General features: G+C 53.4%; 10 protein-coding genes and 1 pseudogene. 3 read left to right on the top strand and 8 right to left on the bottom strand.

The genetic code is table 11. The annotated features are described in order from the left end of the window. Positions 1 to 12: 12 nt before the first annotated feature. The 3 genes from NT073_RS27590 to NT073_RS27580 are packed head-to-tail and all read right to left on the bottom strand — an operon-like array spanning position 13 to position 4,066. A complete protein-coding gene (locus NT073_RS27590) occupies positions 13 to 1,683 on the bottom strand; it encodes a hypothetical protein (RefSeq protein ID WP_297380349.1) in 1,671 nt (556 codons plus the stop codon). Positions 1,684 to 1,692: 9 nt separating this feature from the next. Then, a complete protein-coding gene (locus tag NT073_RS27585; RefSeq protein ID WP_297380346.1) occupies positions 1,693 to 3,588 on the bottom strand; it encodes a hypothetical protein in 1,896 nt (631 codons plus the stop codon). Positions 3,589 to 3,631: 43 nt separating this feature from the next. Beyond that, complete coding sequence (locus tag NT073_RS27580) at positions 3,632 to 4,066, bottom strand: GPW/gp25 family protein (RefSeq protein ID WP_297380344.1); 435 nt, start codon at positions 4,064 to 4,066, stop codon at positions 3,632 to 3,634. Positions 4,067 to 4,251: 185 nt separating this feature from the next. Here NT073_RS27580 and NT073_RS27575 point away from each other — a divergent pair, with 185 nt between their 5' ends. The 3 genes from NT073_RS27575 to NT073_RS27565 all read left to right on the top strand — a co-directional run bounded on the left by NT073_RS27575 (position 4,252) and on the right by NT073_RS27565 (position 10,349). After that, positions 4,252 to 5,982 (top strand): contractile injection system protein, VgrG/Pvc8 family, encoded by a 1,731-nt coding sequence (locus tag NT073_RS27575; protein ID WP_297380342.1) that lies wholly within the window; start codon positions 4,252 to 4,254, stop codon positions 5,980 to 5,982. Between the two features lie 34 nt (positions 5,983 to 6,016). Continuing rightward, on the top strand, positions 6,017 to 7,273 hold the full coding sequence (locus NT073_RS27570) for a hypothetical protein (RefSeq protein ID WP_297380339.1): 1,257 nt from the start codon (positions 6,017 to 6,019) through the stop codon (positions 7,271 to 7,273). Between the two features lie 112 nt (positions 7,274 to 7,385). Continuing rightward, positions 7,386 to 10,349 carry a DUF6531 domain-containing protein gene (locus NT073_RS27565; protein ID WP_297380337.1) on the top strand — a complete coding sequence of 988 codons (2,964 nt, stop codon included), beginning with the start codon at positions 7,386 to 7,388 and terminating at the stop codon, positions 10,347 to 10,349. On the opposite strand, the gene NT073_RS27560 is transcribed toward NT073_RS27565, so the two are convergent. From NT073_RS27560 to NT073_RS27540, 5 genes and pseudogenes are all read right to left on the bottom strand, one after another. Next, complete coding sequence (locus tag NT073_RS27560) at positions 10,243 to 11,397, bottom strand: hypothetical protein (RefSeq protein WP_297380335.1); 1,155 nt, start codon at positions 11,395 to 11,397, stop codon at positions 10,243 to 10,245. The genes NT073_RS27565 and NT073_RS27560 overlap by 107 nt on opposite strands. Positions 11,398 to 11,403: 6 nt before the next feature. Then, positions 11,404 to 12,282, bottom strand: a complete 879-nt coding sequence (locus NT073_RS27555) for a TssN family type VI secretion system protein (RefSeq protein WP_297380332.1) — start codon at positions 12,280 to 12,282, stop codon at positions 11,404 to 11,406. Positions 12,283 to 12,333: 51 nt separating this feature from the next. Next, positions 12,334 to 12,624, bottom strand: a complete 291-nt coding sequence (locus tag NT073_RS27550; RefSeq protein WP_297380329.1) for a PAAR domain-containing protein — start codon at positions 12,622 to 12,624, stop codon at positions 12,334 to 12,336. 174 nt (positions 12,625 to 12,798) lie between these two features. Beyond that, positions 12,799 to 18,246 carry a T9SS type A sorting domain-containing protein gene (locus tag NT073_RS27545; RefSeq protein ID WP_297380327.1) on the bottom strand — a complete coding sequence of 1,816 codons (5,448 nt, stop codon included), beginning with the start codon at positions 18,244 to 18,246 and terminating at the stop codon, positions 12,799 to 12,801. Beyond that, positions 18,185 to 19,076, bottom strand: a pseudogene (locus NT073_RS27540) (hypothetical protein); the annotation flags it as partial. The pseudogene NT073_RS27540 and the gene NT073_RS27545, both read right to left, overlap by 62 nt.

Here is a 19,076-nt window from a genome sequence, read left to right as displayed (position 1 = left end):
CGCGGCTCATCGTTATTTCTTGTTTACAGGCACCGGATCGGGCGGTACCACCACGGCAGCCGGTGCTCCCCTGAATCGTAAAAACGAATTCTTTGTATCGTCGCCAATGATCGTGTAACAGCCATTTGGTTCTACGATCAGGTAGCTGCGCTGAGCGACCTCCTGGTTATCAAGAGCGCTGATGATGTATTCGTAGGCGGTTGGCCGGGCAGGCAGCGGAACCCTGGCAGGCCAGGCAAACGCCGACTCCTCTACGGGCCCTTCATAAACAAGTTTAGGCGGTGTCTGCATAACGAGCTGAGTCGAATCGGCGGGGGTAGCCGACTGGCCGGTCGTCGTTGTCTGCGGATTGATGAGCAGGCCAACTTTTTGCAGCGTCCGCATAAAGAAATTAACGCGTTCCAAATCGGGCGGGGCCACCTTTGCTGACGCTAGTTCGTATAGTTTAATGGCATATGTCCGGAACGATGGTCGGGTCATTAAGGGCTTATTTGTTGGCTGGCCTTTGAAAAAAGAAATGGTTCCGGCAACAGGTTCGCTGCGGCATAAATGCCCGTACTCACTAATCCGGCTGGTGTAGACGGTATAAAAATAAAAGCTGGCGGTATCCGGTAGCGGTAGTTGAGAAGGCCAGGCTAACTGCTGCTCCTTGAGCACTTTTTCGTATACCAGCTTATTACCCGGCAAGGTGTAAATCTGGACGGTGTACTGTTCGCCCTCGGTATAGATCGGGGCACTGCTGCGCCACCTGAACACCGGCCGTTCAATACCGCCCACCCTGAAAAGATTGGACTGGGCCGGGTCGAGCAAAGGGGGATAACAGACCGGTACCGGCTGGCCGGATTCCACAACCTTTGGCTGACTGGCGACCACGACCGACGAGGGCGATGCGGGCGCCAACCGAAACGATGCCGTGATCTGCGCCCCGTAAGTGGGCAGGTCCAGCTGTTTCTGGCTGAAATCGTTAGCCGTATTCAATCGCGCATAACGAACAGAACTATATGAAGCACTGGCAGCCAGCCCCAGGCTAAATTGACTGGTAACCTGATAGTTGAGACTTAAAAGCGCATTAGCCCCCGGTTGAACCCGCTGGCTTGTCGGCAGGATTGTGGTTGCCACCAGTTTCCCGTTCAGTAAATCGCCGTTGGTATAACTGAGGGAGTAAGCGCTCAACACCGGGACACTATGGTAAAACAGTCCTCCGCGAAGATTCGCATTTAGTGACAATCGTTTACTGAGGCTGACCGATAAAGCAGGGCCAACTGTCAGCATGAAGGTGTGCAACGCCGTTAGCGGCAAGGTGCGGGCATAGGAGTTGATAGGGATGACCGAACTTTGGTTGTACGACTTGTCGACCTGTAGGCTCTGATACCCGACCAGCACCCCTATACCCAAGTGCGGACCGATGAAATAATCCGCTGTCAGACTGGCATGCAGTCCATGCTTTAGATACAATTCGTTCAAATACCCTTTTTCATAAAGCCTGTGGTAACCGATAAACGTACTCAATCGCCATTTCCCGGAAATAGTAGCATCAATCACAGTGGGTGGCGCAAGTGTTAGCGAGCTATCGATACTATACGTCAGGGAGTCCTGGGCCACAGCCTGCTCGGGCAGCGTAATAAGGGCGGCTGTGGCAAAGATCCAGAAGAGGGCGCGTAACAGGGCGATACGTAGGTACATTACCGAAAGTTAAACAGGTAGCAGCACTTCATCTAAAAATAGTCGGTACGTAGTGACCTGACCCGAGCGTTGAATCAGTTTCTGATGAACGCTCTCGAGTACGACTTTCCACTCCGATTCAGTCAAGGTACAATCCTCAGCCGGTTTTACGATAATATCAACGGTACGCATTAATCCTTCTTTTACTGTTTTGCCAATGGCAACTCCCTTCCGAATCGTTACCGATTTCAGCAAAGGCCCCAGTTCGTGGTAAAAAAAGGCCCGTACATCCTCCTGAGTGATAATCCGCTGATGCGTCATGAGCGCATACCGGTACGTTTGAACCCGGTGCAATGCCGATGGCCGACTACGACCGCCGGTCGTGCCGGTCAGCAGCTTAATGCTGTCGCCTGCCAGGCTATTGGTATTGTAGGCCTGTAAGTAGGTACCGGCAGGAATCTTATTAGCCAACTCGCAGGTGGTTGTCCAGAAGTCGACCTGCATCGAATCGCCCGCTTCGAAAGGCTTGAACGTAACGTATTGATTGATGGTCAGGGGCGGCATGTTTGTATTATAAATTTTGCGTTCAAGCCGCTCGATCTGGTCCTGAAGCTGTGTTAGTAATAACCGGATGGTGTCCTGCCCATACACCGCAAAAGCAACCGACTCATCCCGCAGCAATTCCAGCAGAAATGTCAGCTGCTCGCGGGCGTTACGCACATCGAAGCGCTCCACGCCCCCCCGGCGAACCGCATACCCGCCCGAGCTGATATCTTCTGCCTTATGAAACGGGTGGGCAATAAAGACCCGATCCTTACTATCAACCACGGCCTTAACCATCAGCAGCGTTTCGAACGGGTCAGTTCGGAGAGGCAACAGGTTGAAATTGGCCATCGTCCGGTAAAGAATTCGATTTAGTTTCCGGTTCAGTACAGGGAAGGCATTCAATTCTACCAGTACTTTCTCCAGCACCTCTTCAGTAAAGCGGGCCGGAAACGTGACCTCCAGCCACACAAGCGTCCCGCTCTCCAGGGCTTTTAAGTTTTGAGCCCCAAAAGCGGCAGCAAAGGCGGGTGGATACGGTTGCACTACACCCGCCAACGGCTGCGTCATCGGCTGCTCGATATGGATAAACCGACGCTGGTAATTCTGGCGGATATCCTGTTCGAGCTGGTAATTGACGTCGTATTCCGAAAACAACCGGGTCGCATCATCCATATCCATCTGGCTGTCCTCCTGGCTGGCAGAGCCGACAGCCGTCGCTATCGGGTCTCCGTTTAAAGACCAGCGGCTCAAACTAAGCAGCGACAGCAAAGGCTGGTGCTCTACATCGTCGGGCCAGTTGAAGAAGAAACTCACCCGATCGAGTGAGTCGACGGCCGGGTTAATTTCTAACCCGATCCACAGCGTTTTGGGCGCCAGTTTTTGCAGGGGCAGCGTTTGGGCGACCAGGCGTTTGCCCAACTGGGTGTGAATGGACTGAAGTTGTGAACCCGAAGCCAGATAAGCCACCCGGCCATCAATAAGTTTGACCGACTCGACGGGCGAAAAGAACAAGTCCTGAACACTATCCAGCTCACCCAACTGTTGAGAAGCATACTTCTGCTGAAAAAGCAGACTCTGAACCGGCGTTAATTCAACAACCGGCTGGCCCGGATTGGCCTGAACAACAGCATGGGCCGGGCGAGGTATGGTCAGAAGGTCGGGCGTTAGCAGGTCGGCCAGCCGCTCCAGAACGCGCACCTCCGACTCCATGAACTCATTACTGATCCGGTAAACTTCATTGGCCAGGGTATCGATCAGCATCTGCACGAATGAATCCAGGTGATTCAAATCCTGGACACCCCACATTTGCATAATGTGCAATAACAAACGCTGCTGTATAGACTCTTTAGAAAAAAAAGACCGCTGGTCGCTCAGTGGCATAGGAGGTAATTCGAGTAGTGGGTGTGTCGTTATAAACCAAGATTCAGCGAGTCGACAGATGACCCAGGTGCAATTGGGTTGTAAACCGGAATGGCTCTTCTGTTTCGACCAGGGTGGCGCTTATTGTCACCGTCGCCAACTGCTGATAATCTTCAGGAAGCGCATCCAGCCGATGTTCTACCGGCTGGAACTGCACACTCACCTGTGGCTTCGTCAACCGTCGTTCATGCCGCTGAATGGCGGCTTCCAGCGACTCACACAACTGAGTAACCCAGTGGGCATTGCTAACCGTACGGTCGTAGTCGAAATCCCAGATTTTACAGCCGAACGAGCGGTCACTTCGTAACTCTCCATAGCGGGTGTGCAGCAATAAATAGAGCACCTGAGCAATTGAAGTACCTACACCGCAGGTCGGCATTTCCTGCCCGACCATGATCGGGCCAAAGCGAATTGGATGGCGATAAAATACCTGATTCATAGCGACTTACGAGCAAACAGAGCAACCTATTAAACAAATATTAACCAATAAACAGAATAGGTTGTGAATCGACAAGCGTTTTCTTACATTCGGTGCGGTTAATTCCGGTAATCGCCACCATCCGTATCTACCCTTCCGTTCCAGAATCTGCTTGCCTACTTTCTATTTATTCGCTTTTTCCTGCTATGCCAGTTTACTCTCCTGTTGTCGAAACAACCCTGCTCATTGAGGGAAAAAAAATCCCGACGTTCCACTCCATAACCTTACAGCAGTCTATTCATACCACACATGAATTTCGGGTTGTTTTTGAACATGACTCCGTTGACGAATTAGTGGTGCTGTTCTCCGATCAACCTGAAAAATTGAATCGAAAATCAATAGAGCTTACCGTCAAAGCAGCTGGTGAGGGGCCACCGCTGGAATTTAAGGGCGTGATTACCCAGACCGAGTTAAAACAGCAGGATGATGGCTACTGGGGCCAAATGATCATAAGCGGGCACGGCCATTGCGAATCCCTGCTGACGGTAGCCGGCACCCAGACATTCACCGACTTATCGATCACCGATATTGTGAATAAATGCCTGAGTAGCTACACGCAGGTGAAAAATGTAGCCGGCAGCATAAAACCCGCCAAGCTACCGTTTTGTGTTCGCTACACAGAGTCGGTCTGGCACTTCATAAAGCGGCTGGCTCACGATTTTGGTGCCTGGTTTTATTACGATGGTTCGGTACTCCGATTCACGACCAGCCCGGGTACAACCTCTACGTTAAACCTGACCTTTGGTGCCAATTTAACGCACTTCCGTACGGGCGTCCGAGCGGTACCCGCCTACTTTAAACAGTATGACTATTTAGCCGAAGAAGACAAACGGCTGGAATCAGAAACAGCCAAAGACAAAGCTCCTTATGATAAGCCGGAAACGAGTGGTGTCATTACGCCCCATCCGGCCCAGACGGCTGCCGATATGCCCGATTACCGCGATAGTCGCCATGCTTCCCTAACCGCCGAAGAAAAATATATGGAAGGGCAAGCTCGGGTTCCGGGTCTGTTTCCGGGCAGTAAAATTGTGGTTAAGGACTCTGCAAGGGGAAAAGGCGGGCAGTCAGTCCCCTACCTCGTCACTGATATTGTGCATTATGTAAGTGGTGTTGGCGAATACACAAACAGGTTTCGGGCCATTCCGGCCGATGTAGCCGCTATGCCCGTGCGCAAATTGGTTCGTCCACTGGCTCAAACGCAGATTGGTCAGGTTACTGACATTAAAGACCCCAAAGGCATGGGGCGGGTAAAGGTAAAGCTGCTTTGGATGAGTGGCTCGGAATCGACCCCTTTTATCCGGATGACTCAGCCGCACTTTGGAGTTCATACGGATAACAAAAAAACGCGTGGCTTTCAGTTTGTGCCAACCATTGGCGACCAGGTCATGGTTGGCTTCGAGTACAACAACCCCGAACGCCCCTTTGTCATTGGCGCCTTACCCCACGGTAAAAATAGTGGCATGGACACTAGCAAGCCCGACGAAGAAAAGCACATCAGCGTAGGGAGTGGTAGCACGCTGACGTTTATTGAAAAGCCCAGCGTGAAAGAAATTCATCTGCAAGTAGATGAGAAGAACTTCGTCAAGATCTCCGTGCCGAGCGCGGGTGGCGATATAACGATCAACTCTTCGAAAAATATTATTGTCAAAGCCACCGCGAAAGTGACCATCGAAGCCCCCGAAATCGTGTTATCTGGAAACACCATTACCTTAGATGCCAAGCAAGCCGTTAACATCAAAGGTACGCAGGTTAAAGTAGAAGCATCGGCCCAGATGAACATCAAAGGAGCCATAACCGATGTGGAAGGGTCGGGTACGCTGAACGTCAAAAGCTCAGGCATGACAGCCATCAAAGGATCAATGGTTATGATTAATTAAACATACAAGTTAACAGACCACCCCACCGCGTATAATGAATCCGCTAAGCCAGCGTATATCTGTTCTTGAACGGCTTTGGCAGGAATTCCGACGGCTGCCCGATGCCCGCCTGTGCCGTTGGTTATTTACCCCCGACGAACATTGGTTTCTGACTTTGTTTCTGCAAAAACAGACCGGCCCACAAGCGGTCTCCAACGACATTTTCATCACCCTCGATACACCCGTTCAGCACTGGCAAACGTTTTTCGAACAGGCACTGGCCGACCTTTCCGAACAGGTTGGCCACGATTTGCTCCTGCTGGCCGATCAGAACATTCGTATCCAGTGGCCGACTGAAGCGAACGGGGCAAAGCAAGACCCGATCACCCGCTTCATATCGTCTGTAAATCTGCTGGACGCCCGGCTACGTACCTATACTGATGGCTTGCTGGTGTTATGCCTGCTGCCTCAGGCAACGGCCAGTAATATAGTACTGGACCGGACGCTGACGGCTCTGCTGATGGGTGGTCTTTCGCCAACGGTTCGCATCCTTATTATGGATACCATCGGTGCCGAGCAACTGGCCACATTACCCGGCCGGTTTCGACAAGAGGTCTGCTCAAACGCGATTAACCTCCAGCTTCAGAAGGTCATTCACCAGGTGGCCGCGCTCGGTTCACCTATGGCACCCGACGTAAAATTCCGGCAGTGGCATGCCGAGATGAGTACCGCCCTCACCCAGCGAGATTTGCCGGATGTACTGTATTTTGCCCAGAAGTGTGAGCTGATCTGCCAACAGGAACGCTGGGCTGCTCTCGAGGGTAGCGTTCACCTGGCCGTTGCCCAGGCCTATAAAGATCACCGGCGTCACGAAGACGCACTGGACCGCTACAAACGGGTGATTGACCAAATGGAGCCTCTGTACGACGCGGGCGATGCGCTCGCCGGTCGAATCAGTCTGGTGGCCTGGCTGGGGGCTGGTGAGATCTACGAAACTACCCGACAGCGACAACGGGCTATTAATGAGTATGAACTGGCCAGTAGTCGGGCCGAACATCTGAAAGAGTGGTTACTGGCTATCGAGAGCCACCGTCGGCTGGCTCTGGCCTATGAACAGAATGGCCGGAGCCGCCTGTCTGAAGAGCATTACATACGGCTGTTTACGCTGGCCGAACACCTGCCGCCCGAACAGCACCCGGTAGCCCGTTTGCCAGAGATAGGCAGACAGTACTGGCAGCGACAGCAAACCCCGGACAAAAGACGAAAAGCCGATGAGCTATTAACCCAACTCCTCGGAAACCGACGGTGGTAATTGGGGATGTTTATTAGTTAATGTGTTATCAGTTACTCACCGATAATCAGCTCTCTAACCAATAACTCAACAACCCACGAACCAATCACTAATAACCATTAACTATAAACCCATGGAAACACCCGCGTTTCGGTCTGGTTTGCGACGGTTACTTTACCCGGCCATAAACGCTGCATTGCCTGCTGGTGAAGAAAACCCGGAACAGCTTGCTCAACTGCTGAATCGACTGGCCTTAACGCCCGACGATTGTCAGGTGTTGCCCTGGGAACGACGGACGTTCAATGGCCGCTTTGTCGATGTAGCATCGGGAGAAGTGCTGGTTGAGGAAGTCGACGTAGAGATTCCGGGGCCTGTTCCCTTCCGGTGGAAACGGTTTTACCGCTCCCATAAAGTAACAACCGGCTCATTGGGTGGCGGGTGGCGGCACGCTTACGATTTTGACCTGCTGGAAGATCAGACCAGCGGGCGGGTGGTGGTCCGGTTGCCCGATAATCGGGGTATACTGTTTCCACAGTTGGCCAAAGGTGAGCAGTACCTGAATCGTACCGAAAAGCTTCAGCTTAGCCACGACGATCAAGGCTACCGGCTCCGGGGGACCGACGGGCTGGGCTACCGTTTTGCCCGAAATCCGGGTGACAGTCTTTATCGGCTAATGGCGGTCGATAGCCCTCACTTGCCCCACCGTCTTCAGTTCAGTTATACCCGAGCAGGACATTTACGGCGCATAAGCGATGATTTTCAGCGTGTGATCGATGTAACTACCGATCCGCAGGGAAATATTATACGGCTGACCATCACGGCCGCCGACCAGCCACTGAAAGAGTTTATACTGGTTGCCTACGGATACGACGAAACCCATAATCTGACCGATGTGCATGTGGCGGGTAGCCGTACGGCCCAATACAGTTACCGCCAGAATCGACTTGTCCGGCTAACGGACCGTTTCAGCCAAAATGCGTTCTTCACGTACGGAAAAATCGACACAGCTTATCGGTGCAACACGCTGAAATGGAGCGGAAGCCCAATTTCACTCCGCTTTGATTACCTGCCTGATGAAGGGCGTACGGTGGTTACGGACTCCGTCAACCGAGTCAGGCAATACACGCACGAAGCCGGAGTCGTTCAGCGGTTTATCAGCGAAGGGGGGCAACAACGCGTTTGGCTCTTTAACGAATACGGCGAACTGGAAAGTGAGCAAGATACGCTTGGCAACACCACGTTCTATACCTACGACCCAAAAGGCAACAGGATAGAAATAGACTGGCCGGACGGTGGACAGATACGGATGCGCTATAACGACGACAGCCAGTTATTGGAACTGGTAGACCGGGCCAATGGCGTTTGGCAGTGGTCGTATACCGAAACCGGGCAACTCCAGTCCTGCCTGAATCCGGTTGGTGCCGAAACGACCTTCAGCTACAACCGGGACGGCTGGCTCCGTGAACGCAGAAACTTAAGAGAAGGCTGGACCCGCTGGGCGTACGACCTATACGGCTACCCGGCAGAAGAAACAACGGAAACCGGCCGAAAAACGACCCGGTCGTTCAACGCGCTTGGGCAGTTGATAAACTCGAACCCCGACACGAGTACCGCAACCAAACCCGTACCCGCAAACCAACCGAAAGCGGTTTCTGAATACCAGCCAGTTTATACAAACGACGGCAAACTCATTGAGCTTCGGAGCAAAGATAAACTCAGCTGGCGGTTCGTCCGGGATGCCGCCGGGCGAGTGCGCGACTATTGCCGACCCGATGGCCGTTCAACCCGTTTTCATTACGATGCTGCCGGACGTATGACCGAAGTGCTGTTCTCCGACGGAAGCTGGCACCATTATACCTATCGCCCGGATGGCTGGCTGATGGAAGCCAGTACACCCACCACCCTGGTTCAGTTCGAGCGCGATCCGCTGGGAAAAATCATTACCGAAACGGCGGGTAATACCGTGGTGGAAACGGTGTATGACAAGGCCGGTAACCGAACAAATCTACAATCGTCGGCTCAGGCCAATGCTGCCTACACTTATGACAGCCGCAGTCTGCTGACCCGGCAACAACACGGACCTTGGCAACTCGAATTTACCCACGACCGCCTGGGTCGTTTGGCAGAGTGCCTTATGCCCGGCAGTCTGCGCAGTCGCTGGCAGTATGACCAGGGGCCACTGCCTACCAGTCATCAGCTCTTTTGGGGAAGTCGCCTGCAGGCCGCCCGTTCGCAAACCTACCAATGGCAGCACCAGCAACTCACCCGGCTGCAGGACTCCCGTTTCGGTACGGCCACGCTGCTTTATGATTCAGCCAATGAACTGATGGAGGCCGTCGGGTCTGCCGGATGGGTCGACCACTGGCTTCCGCAACGGTCACGCTATCAGCAAGTGTTACTAAAGCCAGCCGCCAGAGCCAGTGAAGTCGGCTGGCAGCTCATTCTGGCGGGACCGGCAAGATTTTACTACGATTCCGAGGGGTATCTGCGCGAAAAACAGATTGCCGGAAAGGTATGGCAGTTTGTATGGCATGAATCAGGCTGGTTGCACCAGGTTATCTGCCCGGATGGCAGCGTGGTTGCGTTCGAATACGATGCACTCGGACGTCGCATTCAGAAAACCGTCAACGACTACAAGGTACGCTGGGCATGGGACGGCAACCGGCTACTGCACGAATGGCATGAGCGCACGGGCAGCGAACCGGTTCAACTCACCTGGTATACAGCGCGGGGCGCTGAGGTCACCATACTTCAGGCGGGTAAAAACAGCTACAGCGTGGTCTGTAATTATCTGGGGCAACCCTTGTCCATGCATAATGAGCACGGTGATCCGGTATGGGAATGGCGCTGGTGTCTGTTCGGAAAAAAGCGCAGCCTAACCGGCCCCCAACGCTGGCATACCTTTCTGGGATATGGGCAGTTTGACGATCAGGAAGCCGGGTTAGTGTACAACAACTTCAGGTATTTCGACAGTGAAACCGGGCTACCTATCAGTCCAGAATATTCCAGCCCCGCCGGCTGGGCGCGATCTGGATGGGAGCCTCCTCATGCACCAGAATCGTTTCTTTCCGCTGCCCGATGTATTCAAGTGTACTGAGCTTATTCCAGAGTTTGGTAAAGACACCCAGAAATTGCTCGATGGCCTGCATGGCAACCCCAATCTGGTTGTGGTTGTAATCATGTTCAAGCAAGCGCAAAAGGAGTTCTTCGAACTGGCCCGGCGTTACGTTTGTCCATTCGAAAAAGTAATGCAGCAGTTCTTCTTTTTGACGACTTGGCATGCAGTACAAACCGGTATAGATAATACTGGTCAGATTGGCAAAATAACCTACCAGAACCACCGGCGGGTGCTGATGGTCCATATTGCGGTAATCGAAAAATACAGTTCCTAAATAGTCCAGTATCCGGTTGCAGAGATGCTGAACATGACGGGCAATATCGGATGGCTGCTGCTGCTCGAAAACCTTGCGGATGATCTTGAAGGAACTCACCTGAATCTCGTTTAACCCCCAGCCAAAGTTTTTGTAATACTGAATCAGTCGGGGATGGCTGGAAATAGAGGCACAGGGCGGAATGTATTGGCTGTCGATAATATATTGTCCTTCGTGATAGATCGCTTTCCCGATAATCAGATGGTGCTGGCCCAGTTCATCCGCATTGACGTGCTGAGACGCAACGACCATCAACTCATAGCCATACTCGGTGTATGGATGCCGCAGCGGAGACTCTTCGGGATTGGGATTACCAACGGGCACTTTCTCGAACGGATTTACGGCCAGCACAATATCATACCCGACGGGCTGCTGGCTTTCCGTTTGTTGAGCAATAGCAAACGAAGCCGTCAACACCGTAAACTTCAGCACATCCGGATTAATGGCGATACGACAGCCGCCCTGCGTGATGGCGTTGCAGCGAAACAAACGAACTTCGACATAATTGCCGTTTTTTTCGAGCAGATCGAACTCATGGGCTACCGACGTGCCGCGTACCGGTGGTAATAAGCCATAGTTGTAGCTAGTCAGGAACAGCGATACCGAATCGCGTACCAAATCCTGAATCTGATGATCGGTATCAACAAAATGCTGCTGCGACAGCTTCATGCCATCGACCCAGTTTACCGGCAGGTGATTTTTAGGGAATAACATAGGCTGTTAGGCAAATTCTTCCACTCGCTTGGCCACAATCAGGTGGTTTTCGCTAAGGTTATTCTCGGCTATTGTTTTTTCAAAATCAATATAATTCCGCAACCGGAAAAGGGACGGTTTGATACTATAAAACGACCAGCCATACTCGTGAGCCGATTCATCGAAAGTCCTGATCGGGTCGTTGGGAAATTTGATATTGTAATCGTCGATAAGCTTTTGAAACCACGTCCCGAAAGCCATATTGCCCGTTGAGCGGGCCTTTACTTTAATAGGTGGCTCCTTCCGCCCAGGGTGTTTGTGAATCTGAACCTCCAGCAGGGTAAGCCGGAAGTAATCGACTTCGTCCATATCCACTTCTTCCGCATTTCGCGGGTAGTACCAGAGTTTATAAATCTCACTGGGAACGGCCACCAGTGCGTTAAACGTATAGGCGAACAGGATAGGCAGGATAAACGGGAGCAGGCTGGTTGCTGCCCAGAGGTCGTAGGGAACGACGCCGTATAAAAAGCTGCTCAGGTAATAAAATACGGGGGTAAACAGCGCAGCACCGAAACAGATGATACTGCCCGCCAGCAGGATGACGAAAGCTGGTTTTGTAACGAAAGCCGGTCCCATGTCGACCAGCATACGGCTCAAAAAAAGAACGCCAAGTACAAGGCTGACCACCTGCACTACGATATAGCCTACCGGAATAAAATCCAGACCAATCAGACCAAACAGGCTGGGGAGGGTGAGAATTAAAGCGCCGATCAGAATTGTTAACAGCAACCGTCGGTTCGCCATCAACTCGTTCTGCCGGTTAATCCATATGGCCCAGGCAGTCATGCCTACAGCGATAAGCAATAAGATAATGTAATTGATGATAAAAGGCGATGTGACGTTCATTAGGAAGTAGGTAGTCCGGGGTGCATCCGCTCAATTTTTCGTTCGGCTCAATCAACCATTAATCATAACGGTTGGGAAACCGAGCACAATAGTACCGCCATGACCAGTCGAATCGCCCATTCGGGCTGCCGGTGCCCCGCCAATAAGTACCGTTGCGGAGCCTTTAACAATTGTATCGGGTGGTCCAACGCACACCAGTGAATCACCAACACGAGCAGCTGGCAAGCCTCCGATCATCACCGTCGGGCAACCGGGGCCCACTATGGGGCCGCCCACATGCGGTACGGGTCCCGTCGTCATCGGACAGGTGTGCATATCAGTTAAACGGGCGGCTGGAGGCATAGGAGAACGATTTGATTACAAGCCAATTTAACAAACATATACCAATTCCAATACGACGCCTATTTTTTCTAACAAGCGGTATGGGTAATTGGGTAGTAAGTTATTGGTCATTAATCAAAACGGCTGTGCGTCAACTAATAACCAATAACTTACTACCCAATTACCATTAACTAATTACCGTTTTAAAACCTTACGCACCGTTGTTTTATTTCCGATAGTAATGTGCAGCAGATACGTTCCGGCAGATACCTTGTCCAGAGGCAGGATTGTCTGCTTTTGCCGGGTCAACAACTGCTCAGCCACGTGTCCATCGAAACCAATCAGCTGTAGCTGGGCAGGTTCTTTTTGCAGCGGAAGGTCAATATCGACTGTAACCACTTCATCGGCCGGAACCGGATATACCTTCACCGAATTTCCGAAAGGATCGGCTTCAGCCAGTAGGACATCAACCCGAATGGTGGTGGTATCGACGCCTTCAACTCTGCCGACACCGCAGCTATTCGAAACCGACCACAACTTGTAGGTCGTCGTGGCAGTGGGTGAAACACTCACCGGAAACAGATTTTTCGTTGCCGAGACAGACCTACCCTCCGAACCAGCCGTGTACGAAACACTCCAGGGCGCATCACCGGACAAGGTAAACAGCAGGTCAGTGCTTTCTCCCTTATAAATTAACCGCTTGCTCGCACTGAACGACGCTGTTGGCAATGCCTTAACCGTCAGCAAGGTTGGGCTTCTGATACCCGGAACGGCATAGGGGGCGTTTGTGGCACTCACCCGAATGTAATACAGTCCGGCAGCTACCGTGTTGGGGATGGTCGTTACAATCGTATTTCCCTGTAATAAGCCATTGGCAATGGGCGTATACCGGCGGCTCAGCGAATCGCCGGTTGCCCCAGCAATCTCGACCACGAAGGTGTTAGCCGCTGTAAACTTCCCGGACGTCAAAAACGGTACAGTCAGTAGGGTTCCCGTACAGATGGATGATGACCCCAGCACACCGGTTAGAATAGAAGGCACTTGCACGGATACCGTGGCCACACCGCTTACCGTACCATTACCGCAGGCGTTGGTAACACTCACGACAGAATAACTGGTTGTGGTACTGGGCGTAACGGTTATTTTGCTGACGGTGATGTCAGAACTGGCGCTTGTTTCAGCCGTGCCAACGGCCCCGTCAGACAGGACATAGCTATAAGGTCCTGTACCGGTGAGGGTCAGCGAAAGAATCGCTGAATTACCCAAGCTAACAGCTGTCGTTCCTTCCAGCCTGGCAGTGGGTAATGCGTTGATCGTAACCTTAATTTCTGATTTACGACTTTCGCAACCCAGCGTGTTCAACTGACTGACAGAATAGCTGGCACCCGCTGTTATAACCGTGGTAGGCGGAGTGGGAGCCACTGTGGTAACGGCCCCGGTGGGGCTATACCAGCGTAAGCTGCTTCCGGTTGCCTGTAACGGTCTTGCAACGGCATTCTGGCAGTATGCAACAGGTGTCACAACCGTTGGTGGTGGCGTCACGTTGACCGTGTAGATCATGGTTGCTTTGGCACTGGTACACCCGCTGACGGTTTGGCTTACTTTATAGATATACGTTTGGTTCACATCCACCTTCGTTACAGGTGTAGGTACCGAAATCGGACTGTCGTTGCTATCGAACCACTGCAAGGCTGTACCAACGGCGGTAAGTGGCTGGGTCGGTGCATCCTGACAAACGTTTATATTGGCAACGGTAGGTGGAAGCGGCAACGCATTGACCACGCCCTGCACCAACGCCCGTGGGCTTTCGCACTGGTTGACGGTCTGGCTGACGTAGTATGAATAGGGTCCTGCCTGAGCTGTCGATACAGTTATCGAATTTCCGATACTGTTTGCGGAAGTTGCATCAGCATACCATTTCAGATTTTGACCGGCCGCCTGTAGCACTATAGGAACGCTATTCTGACAGACGGGCGCCAGTGGCGTAACGGACGGAGCAGCGGGCGTTGCTGAAATGACAACCAGCAGGAGACTTCGGGTGCTTTCGCAACCATTGGCATCTGTTTGACTGACAAAGTACGTATTGACACCGGCACTCGTCGTAACCGGCACGGGAGCAACGCTGGATGCGGTTCCGCCAGCCTGGGCAGTGTACCAGTTTAACGTGCTGCCATTATTGGCCAGTGCAGATAAGGGAACGGCAGTTGCCCCCTGACAGTAACTGACCGATGCCGTTGTGGGCGACGTTGGCAACGCATTAATCTTCACCGTTACCGATGCCCGGTTACTCTCACAACCCGTGATATCTGTCTGGCTGACATAATACACCACGGTACCGGCGCTACTCGTTGCCGGAATGGGTGCCACCGATGATCCCGATCCACCCGTTTGCGCCGTGTACCAGCTCAAGGTTCCTCCCGGCGACGGAATTGCTACTAACTGACTGGCAGCAGTACCCTGACAAAAGGCAGGAGATGCCGCTACTGTGGGGGCGGGTGGGGCTGACTTAATCGTTACGGTTACGGTGGCACGTGGTCCTTCGCAACCGTTTATACTTTGACTCACGTAATAGAGAACGGTACCCGTACTGGTCAATGCTGGCGTGGGTGGCGTTAGCGAGGAATTTCCGCCTGTTGGCGTGGTATACCAGTTTAACACGCCACCCGGCGACGCCGTGGCCGACACGGGCGTAGCGGCCCCACCCTGGCAATAGAGTTGACCGCTACCGACCGATGGAGCCGTCGGTGTTGCCTGAATGAGTACCACAATAGGAGCCTTTGGCCCTTCGCAGCCGTTTATACTTTGACTCACGTAGTACGTAAATATGCCGGTGGTGGTCGTTGACGGCGTGGGCGCTACGGTTGAAGCAACACTGCCGGGCAATGAGTTATACCAGTTCAGCGTAGCACCAGTTGTCGGCGTAGCGGTCAGCGCTACAGCCGTATTGCCCTGGCAATAGACTATTGGGGTCGCACTGACACCCGGAGCAACGGGCAGCCCCCTGACAACAACGGTAATGGCTGTGCGGGAACCTTCACAACCGTTCACCGTCTGACTAACATAATACATTAACGTACCTTCCTGATTTGTAGGCGGCAAGGGGGCAGTAGAGGTTGAAACGCCCCCCGATTGACTGGTATACCAGTTAAGGGTTCCTCCGCCCGATGGAGTGGCACCCAATGCAACAGGTGGAGCATTCAGACAGGTATTAATCAGAGTAGATGTAACGCTCGGCGCCGTTGGCATCGGTTTCACAATAGCCGTAACGGGTACCCGGGGTCCCTCACAACCGCTTATCGACTGACTAACATAATACGTAAACGTACCGTCCTGTGCTGTAGATGGTGTGGGGGCTGCACTGCTGCCTACACCTCCGCTTGGACCAGTATACCAGTTCAGCACACCACCGGCAGCCGGTGTAGCAGTTAGCGGTACAGACACTGAATTTTGGCAGAGAATGAATGTCGTCGTTGCAGGAGCGACTGGCGTCGCCACTACCGAAACGGCAATACTGGCCCGATCACTCTCACAACCATTGCCATCGATCTGGCTAACATAGTATGTAGTGACCCCCGGTGTAGCCGTTGACGGTATGGGCGTAGGAATAACGGTACTCCCGGTAGCATCGGCATACCAACGCAGAACGCCGGAGGCCGTGGCCGAAAGGATAGTGGCCGAAGCATTCTGGCAATACACCAGCGATGGCGTAACCAGGGGTGCAACCGGTTTAGGATTGATTGTAACCGCAATTGTAGCTCTTGGTCCTTCGCAGCCGTTGACCGTCTGGCTCACGTAGTAATAAGTCGTAGTCGGGTTACCAGTCTGGGGCACCGGGGCGACTGCCGAAGCGGTTCCGCCCGTTTGTACCGTATACCAGCTGAGCGTACCCGTACCCGTTGCGGATAACGGTAGGGATGCAGCTCCCTGACAGTAAACTACCGGCGCAGCACTAACAGTTGGGGCAACGGGCGAGCCAAGAATGGTCACCGCAATAGCCACTTTATCACTTTCGCAGCCTTCCAATGTCTGGCTCACATAGTACAAAACAGGTGCCCCGATAACCGTAGTACCCGGAACGGGAGCGGTTGATGTAGGGGGACCGGCAATTGGATCAGTACCGTACCAGGTTAAGGTCCCTCCCGTGACAGTCGTAGCCGTCAGGGCGGTAACCTGATTGGCACAGAAACTAATCGGTGCAGTACCCGGTGGCGCGGGTTTCACCTTCACTCGTACGGCAATGGGAGCCCGGTCACTTTCGCAACCATTACCATCCGTCTGCGTAACATAGTAAGTTGTGATTCCGGGCGTACTGGTCGATGGTGTGGGGGCTACAGCAGAGGATGTACCACCCACAGGATCTGTAAACCATTTCAGGTTAAGACCTGTAGCCGATAGCTGAGCAGGCGCTTCAAATTGACAATAAGGCCCCGGAACTGTCAGGGTTGGTAAGTTCGGCTTCGCGATGACAATAACCGTTATGCTGGCTGTTGGTCCTTCGCAGCCATCAACAATCTGACTCACTTTATAGGTAGAGGGAGCAACCGTTGTCGTGGGCGGTGTTAGTGAACTAAAGGAATTACCGGCCGGGTCATACCAAACCAGGGTGCCTGTTCCCGTTGCCGACAGCGGGGCCGCTACCGAACTCTGGCAGAGTACAAGCGGGCCAGGCGCAACAAGCGGGGCCGGTGGCAGCGGCTTAACGGTTACCAGAACAGGCGACTGACTACTCTCACAACCGTTACCGTCGGTCTGCGTGACATAGTACGTAGTGGCGCCGACAGTGCCGCTGGATAGCGTTGGGGTTACTGTTGCCCCCGTACCCGTCGGCGACGTATACCACGTTAAGGAGCCAACAGCCGATACCGCCGAAGTTATCAAGGGTACGGGGGCATCCTGACAGATACCAATGGGCAAGGTGGTCGGAGCGACTGGCCGCGCATTCACTGTTACGGTGATGGCCGTCCGGAAACTTTCACAACCATTGCCATCCACCTGGCTAACGTAGTAGCGGAAAACACCGGCGCTATTGGTTGCTGGTACGCTGGGGGTTACAGATGCGGTTCCGCCGGTCTCATCCGTTCCATACCAGCGCAGGGTGTTACCGGAAACCGCCGTAGCCGACAGAGACGCCGGTACAGCATTCAGGCAGTAAGCTGGCGGCAACACAACCGCTGGCAAAGCGGGCCGGGAACTCGTTATAACGATTACACTGGCGCGGGCACTTTCACAACCATTGCCGTCGGTCTGGCTGACATAATAGGTAGCACTTCCAGCAAGAGAGGTAGAAGGTACCGGACTAACCAGCGGCACAGTCCCGGTTAGGGTTGTGTACCAGTTCAACGTCCCGGCTGCGGTAGCCACAAGGGGTGATGGGGTTGCATCCTGACAATAGAAGAGCGGACCGGCAGCCACCGTTGGCACAACCGGCAAGGGCAGAACCGTAAAGGTGATTGATGCCCGATCGCTCTCACAACCATCGGCACTGGTCTGACTAACATAATAGGTGGTTGCCCCCACAGTAATTGTGGGCGGTGTGGGGGCAACCAAAGAACCTACACCAATAACGGGGTCGGTGTACCATTTAAGTGTACCTGGCCGATACCGATGATAGCAGCGAAACAGGGGTGGTATTCTGACAAACACTTAGGTTCGTTGTAGTCGGCGCTGCCGGGCGGGGATAGACCGTCACGGCAATAGCAGCCCGGTCGCTTTCGCAGCCCACAGGGTCCAGCTGGCTTACATAGTAGTTCAATAACCCGGGGGTGGCGGTTTGAGGAACCGTCGCTACCACCGTCGCCGTACCCAGGGTAACAGCCGTGCCGTACCAGCGCAGCGAATTGCCGGCTCCGGCCGTGGCGCTCAGGGGACTCGCCGTAGCCTGCTGGCAGTAGGCCACCGGTGTGGTGACGGCTGGTCTGGCAGGCTTGGCATTGATGATGACATTAATGGTAGCCCGCGGTCCTTCGCAGCCGTTAACTGTCTGGCTCACGTAGTAGTTGGCCGAAGCTGCTGTCGATGGGATCAAGGATGCAACGCTCGTACCACCGGTTGCCACATCGTACCAGTTCAATGTGCCACCAGGGGTGGCAGTAGCCACCAGAGGAACAGCCGTTACATCCTGGCAGTAAGTCACCGGAGTGGGCGAAACTGCCGGAGCAGCCGGTAGCGCAACAACCGTGAAGGTGATGGAGGTCCGGTCACTCTCACAACCATCGGCACTGGTCTGGCTGACATAATACGTTACTGCTCCGACTGTGGTTGTAGGCGGTGTGGGGGCTACTAACGAGAAGGTAGTCGTACTGGCATCGGCGTACCACTTGAGCGTACCCACGGCCGATACCGATGATAGCAGCGAAACAGGGGTGGTATTCTGACAAACACTTAGGTTCGTTGTAGTCGGCGCTGCCGGGCGGGGATAGACCGTCACGGCAATAGCAGCCCGGTCGCTTTCGCAGCCCACAGGGTCCAGCTGG

Source organism: Spirosoma sp., assembly GCF_026391055.1.
In the GTDB taxonomy this organism is placed as follows: domain Bacteria; phylum Bacteroidota; class Bacteroidia; order Cytophagales; family Spirosomataceae; genus Spirosoma.
This window is presented reverse-complemented; position numbering and strand designations above follow the sequence as displayed.

Bases quoted from the DNA above. Each gene is read 5' to 3' on its own strand.
- NT073_RS27565 (WP_297380337.1), top strand. From the start codon at position 7,386: ATGGAAACACCCGCGTTTCGGTCTGGTTTGCGACGGTTACTTTACCCG.
- NT073_RS27570 (WP_297380339.1), top strand. From the start codon at position 6,017: ATGAATCCGCTAAGCCAGCGTATATCTGTTCTTGAACGGCTTTGGCAG.
- NT073_RS27575 (WP_297380342.1), top strand. From the start codon at position 4,252: ATGCCAGTTTACTCTCCTGTTGTCGAAACAACCCTGCTCATTGAGGGA.
- NT073_RS27550 (WP_297380329.1), bottom strand. From the start codon at position 12,624: ATGCCTCCAGCCGCCCGTTTAACTGATATGCACACCTGTCCGATGACG.
- NT073_RS27580 (WP_297380344.1), bottom strand. From the start codon at position 4,066: ATGAATCAGGTATTTTATCGCCATCCAATTCGCTTTGGCCCGATCATG.
- NT073_RS27590 (WP_297380349.1), bottom strand. From the start codon at position 1,683: ATGTACCTACGTATCGCCCTGTTACGCGCCCTCTTCTGGATCTTTGCC.
- NT073_RS27555 (WP_297380332.1), bottom strand. From the start codon at position 12,282: ATGAACGTCACATCGCCTTTTATCATCAATTACATTATCTTATTGCTT.
- NT073_RS27585 (WP_297380346.1), bottom strand. From the start codon at position 3,588: ATGCCACTGAGCGACCAGCGGTCTTTTTTTTCTAAAGAGTCTATACAG.
- NT073_RS27560 (WP_297380335.1), bottom strand. From the start codon at position 11,397: ATGTTATTCCCTAAAAATCACCTGCCGGTAAACTGGGTCGATGGCATG.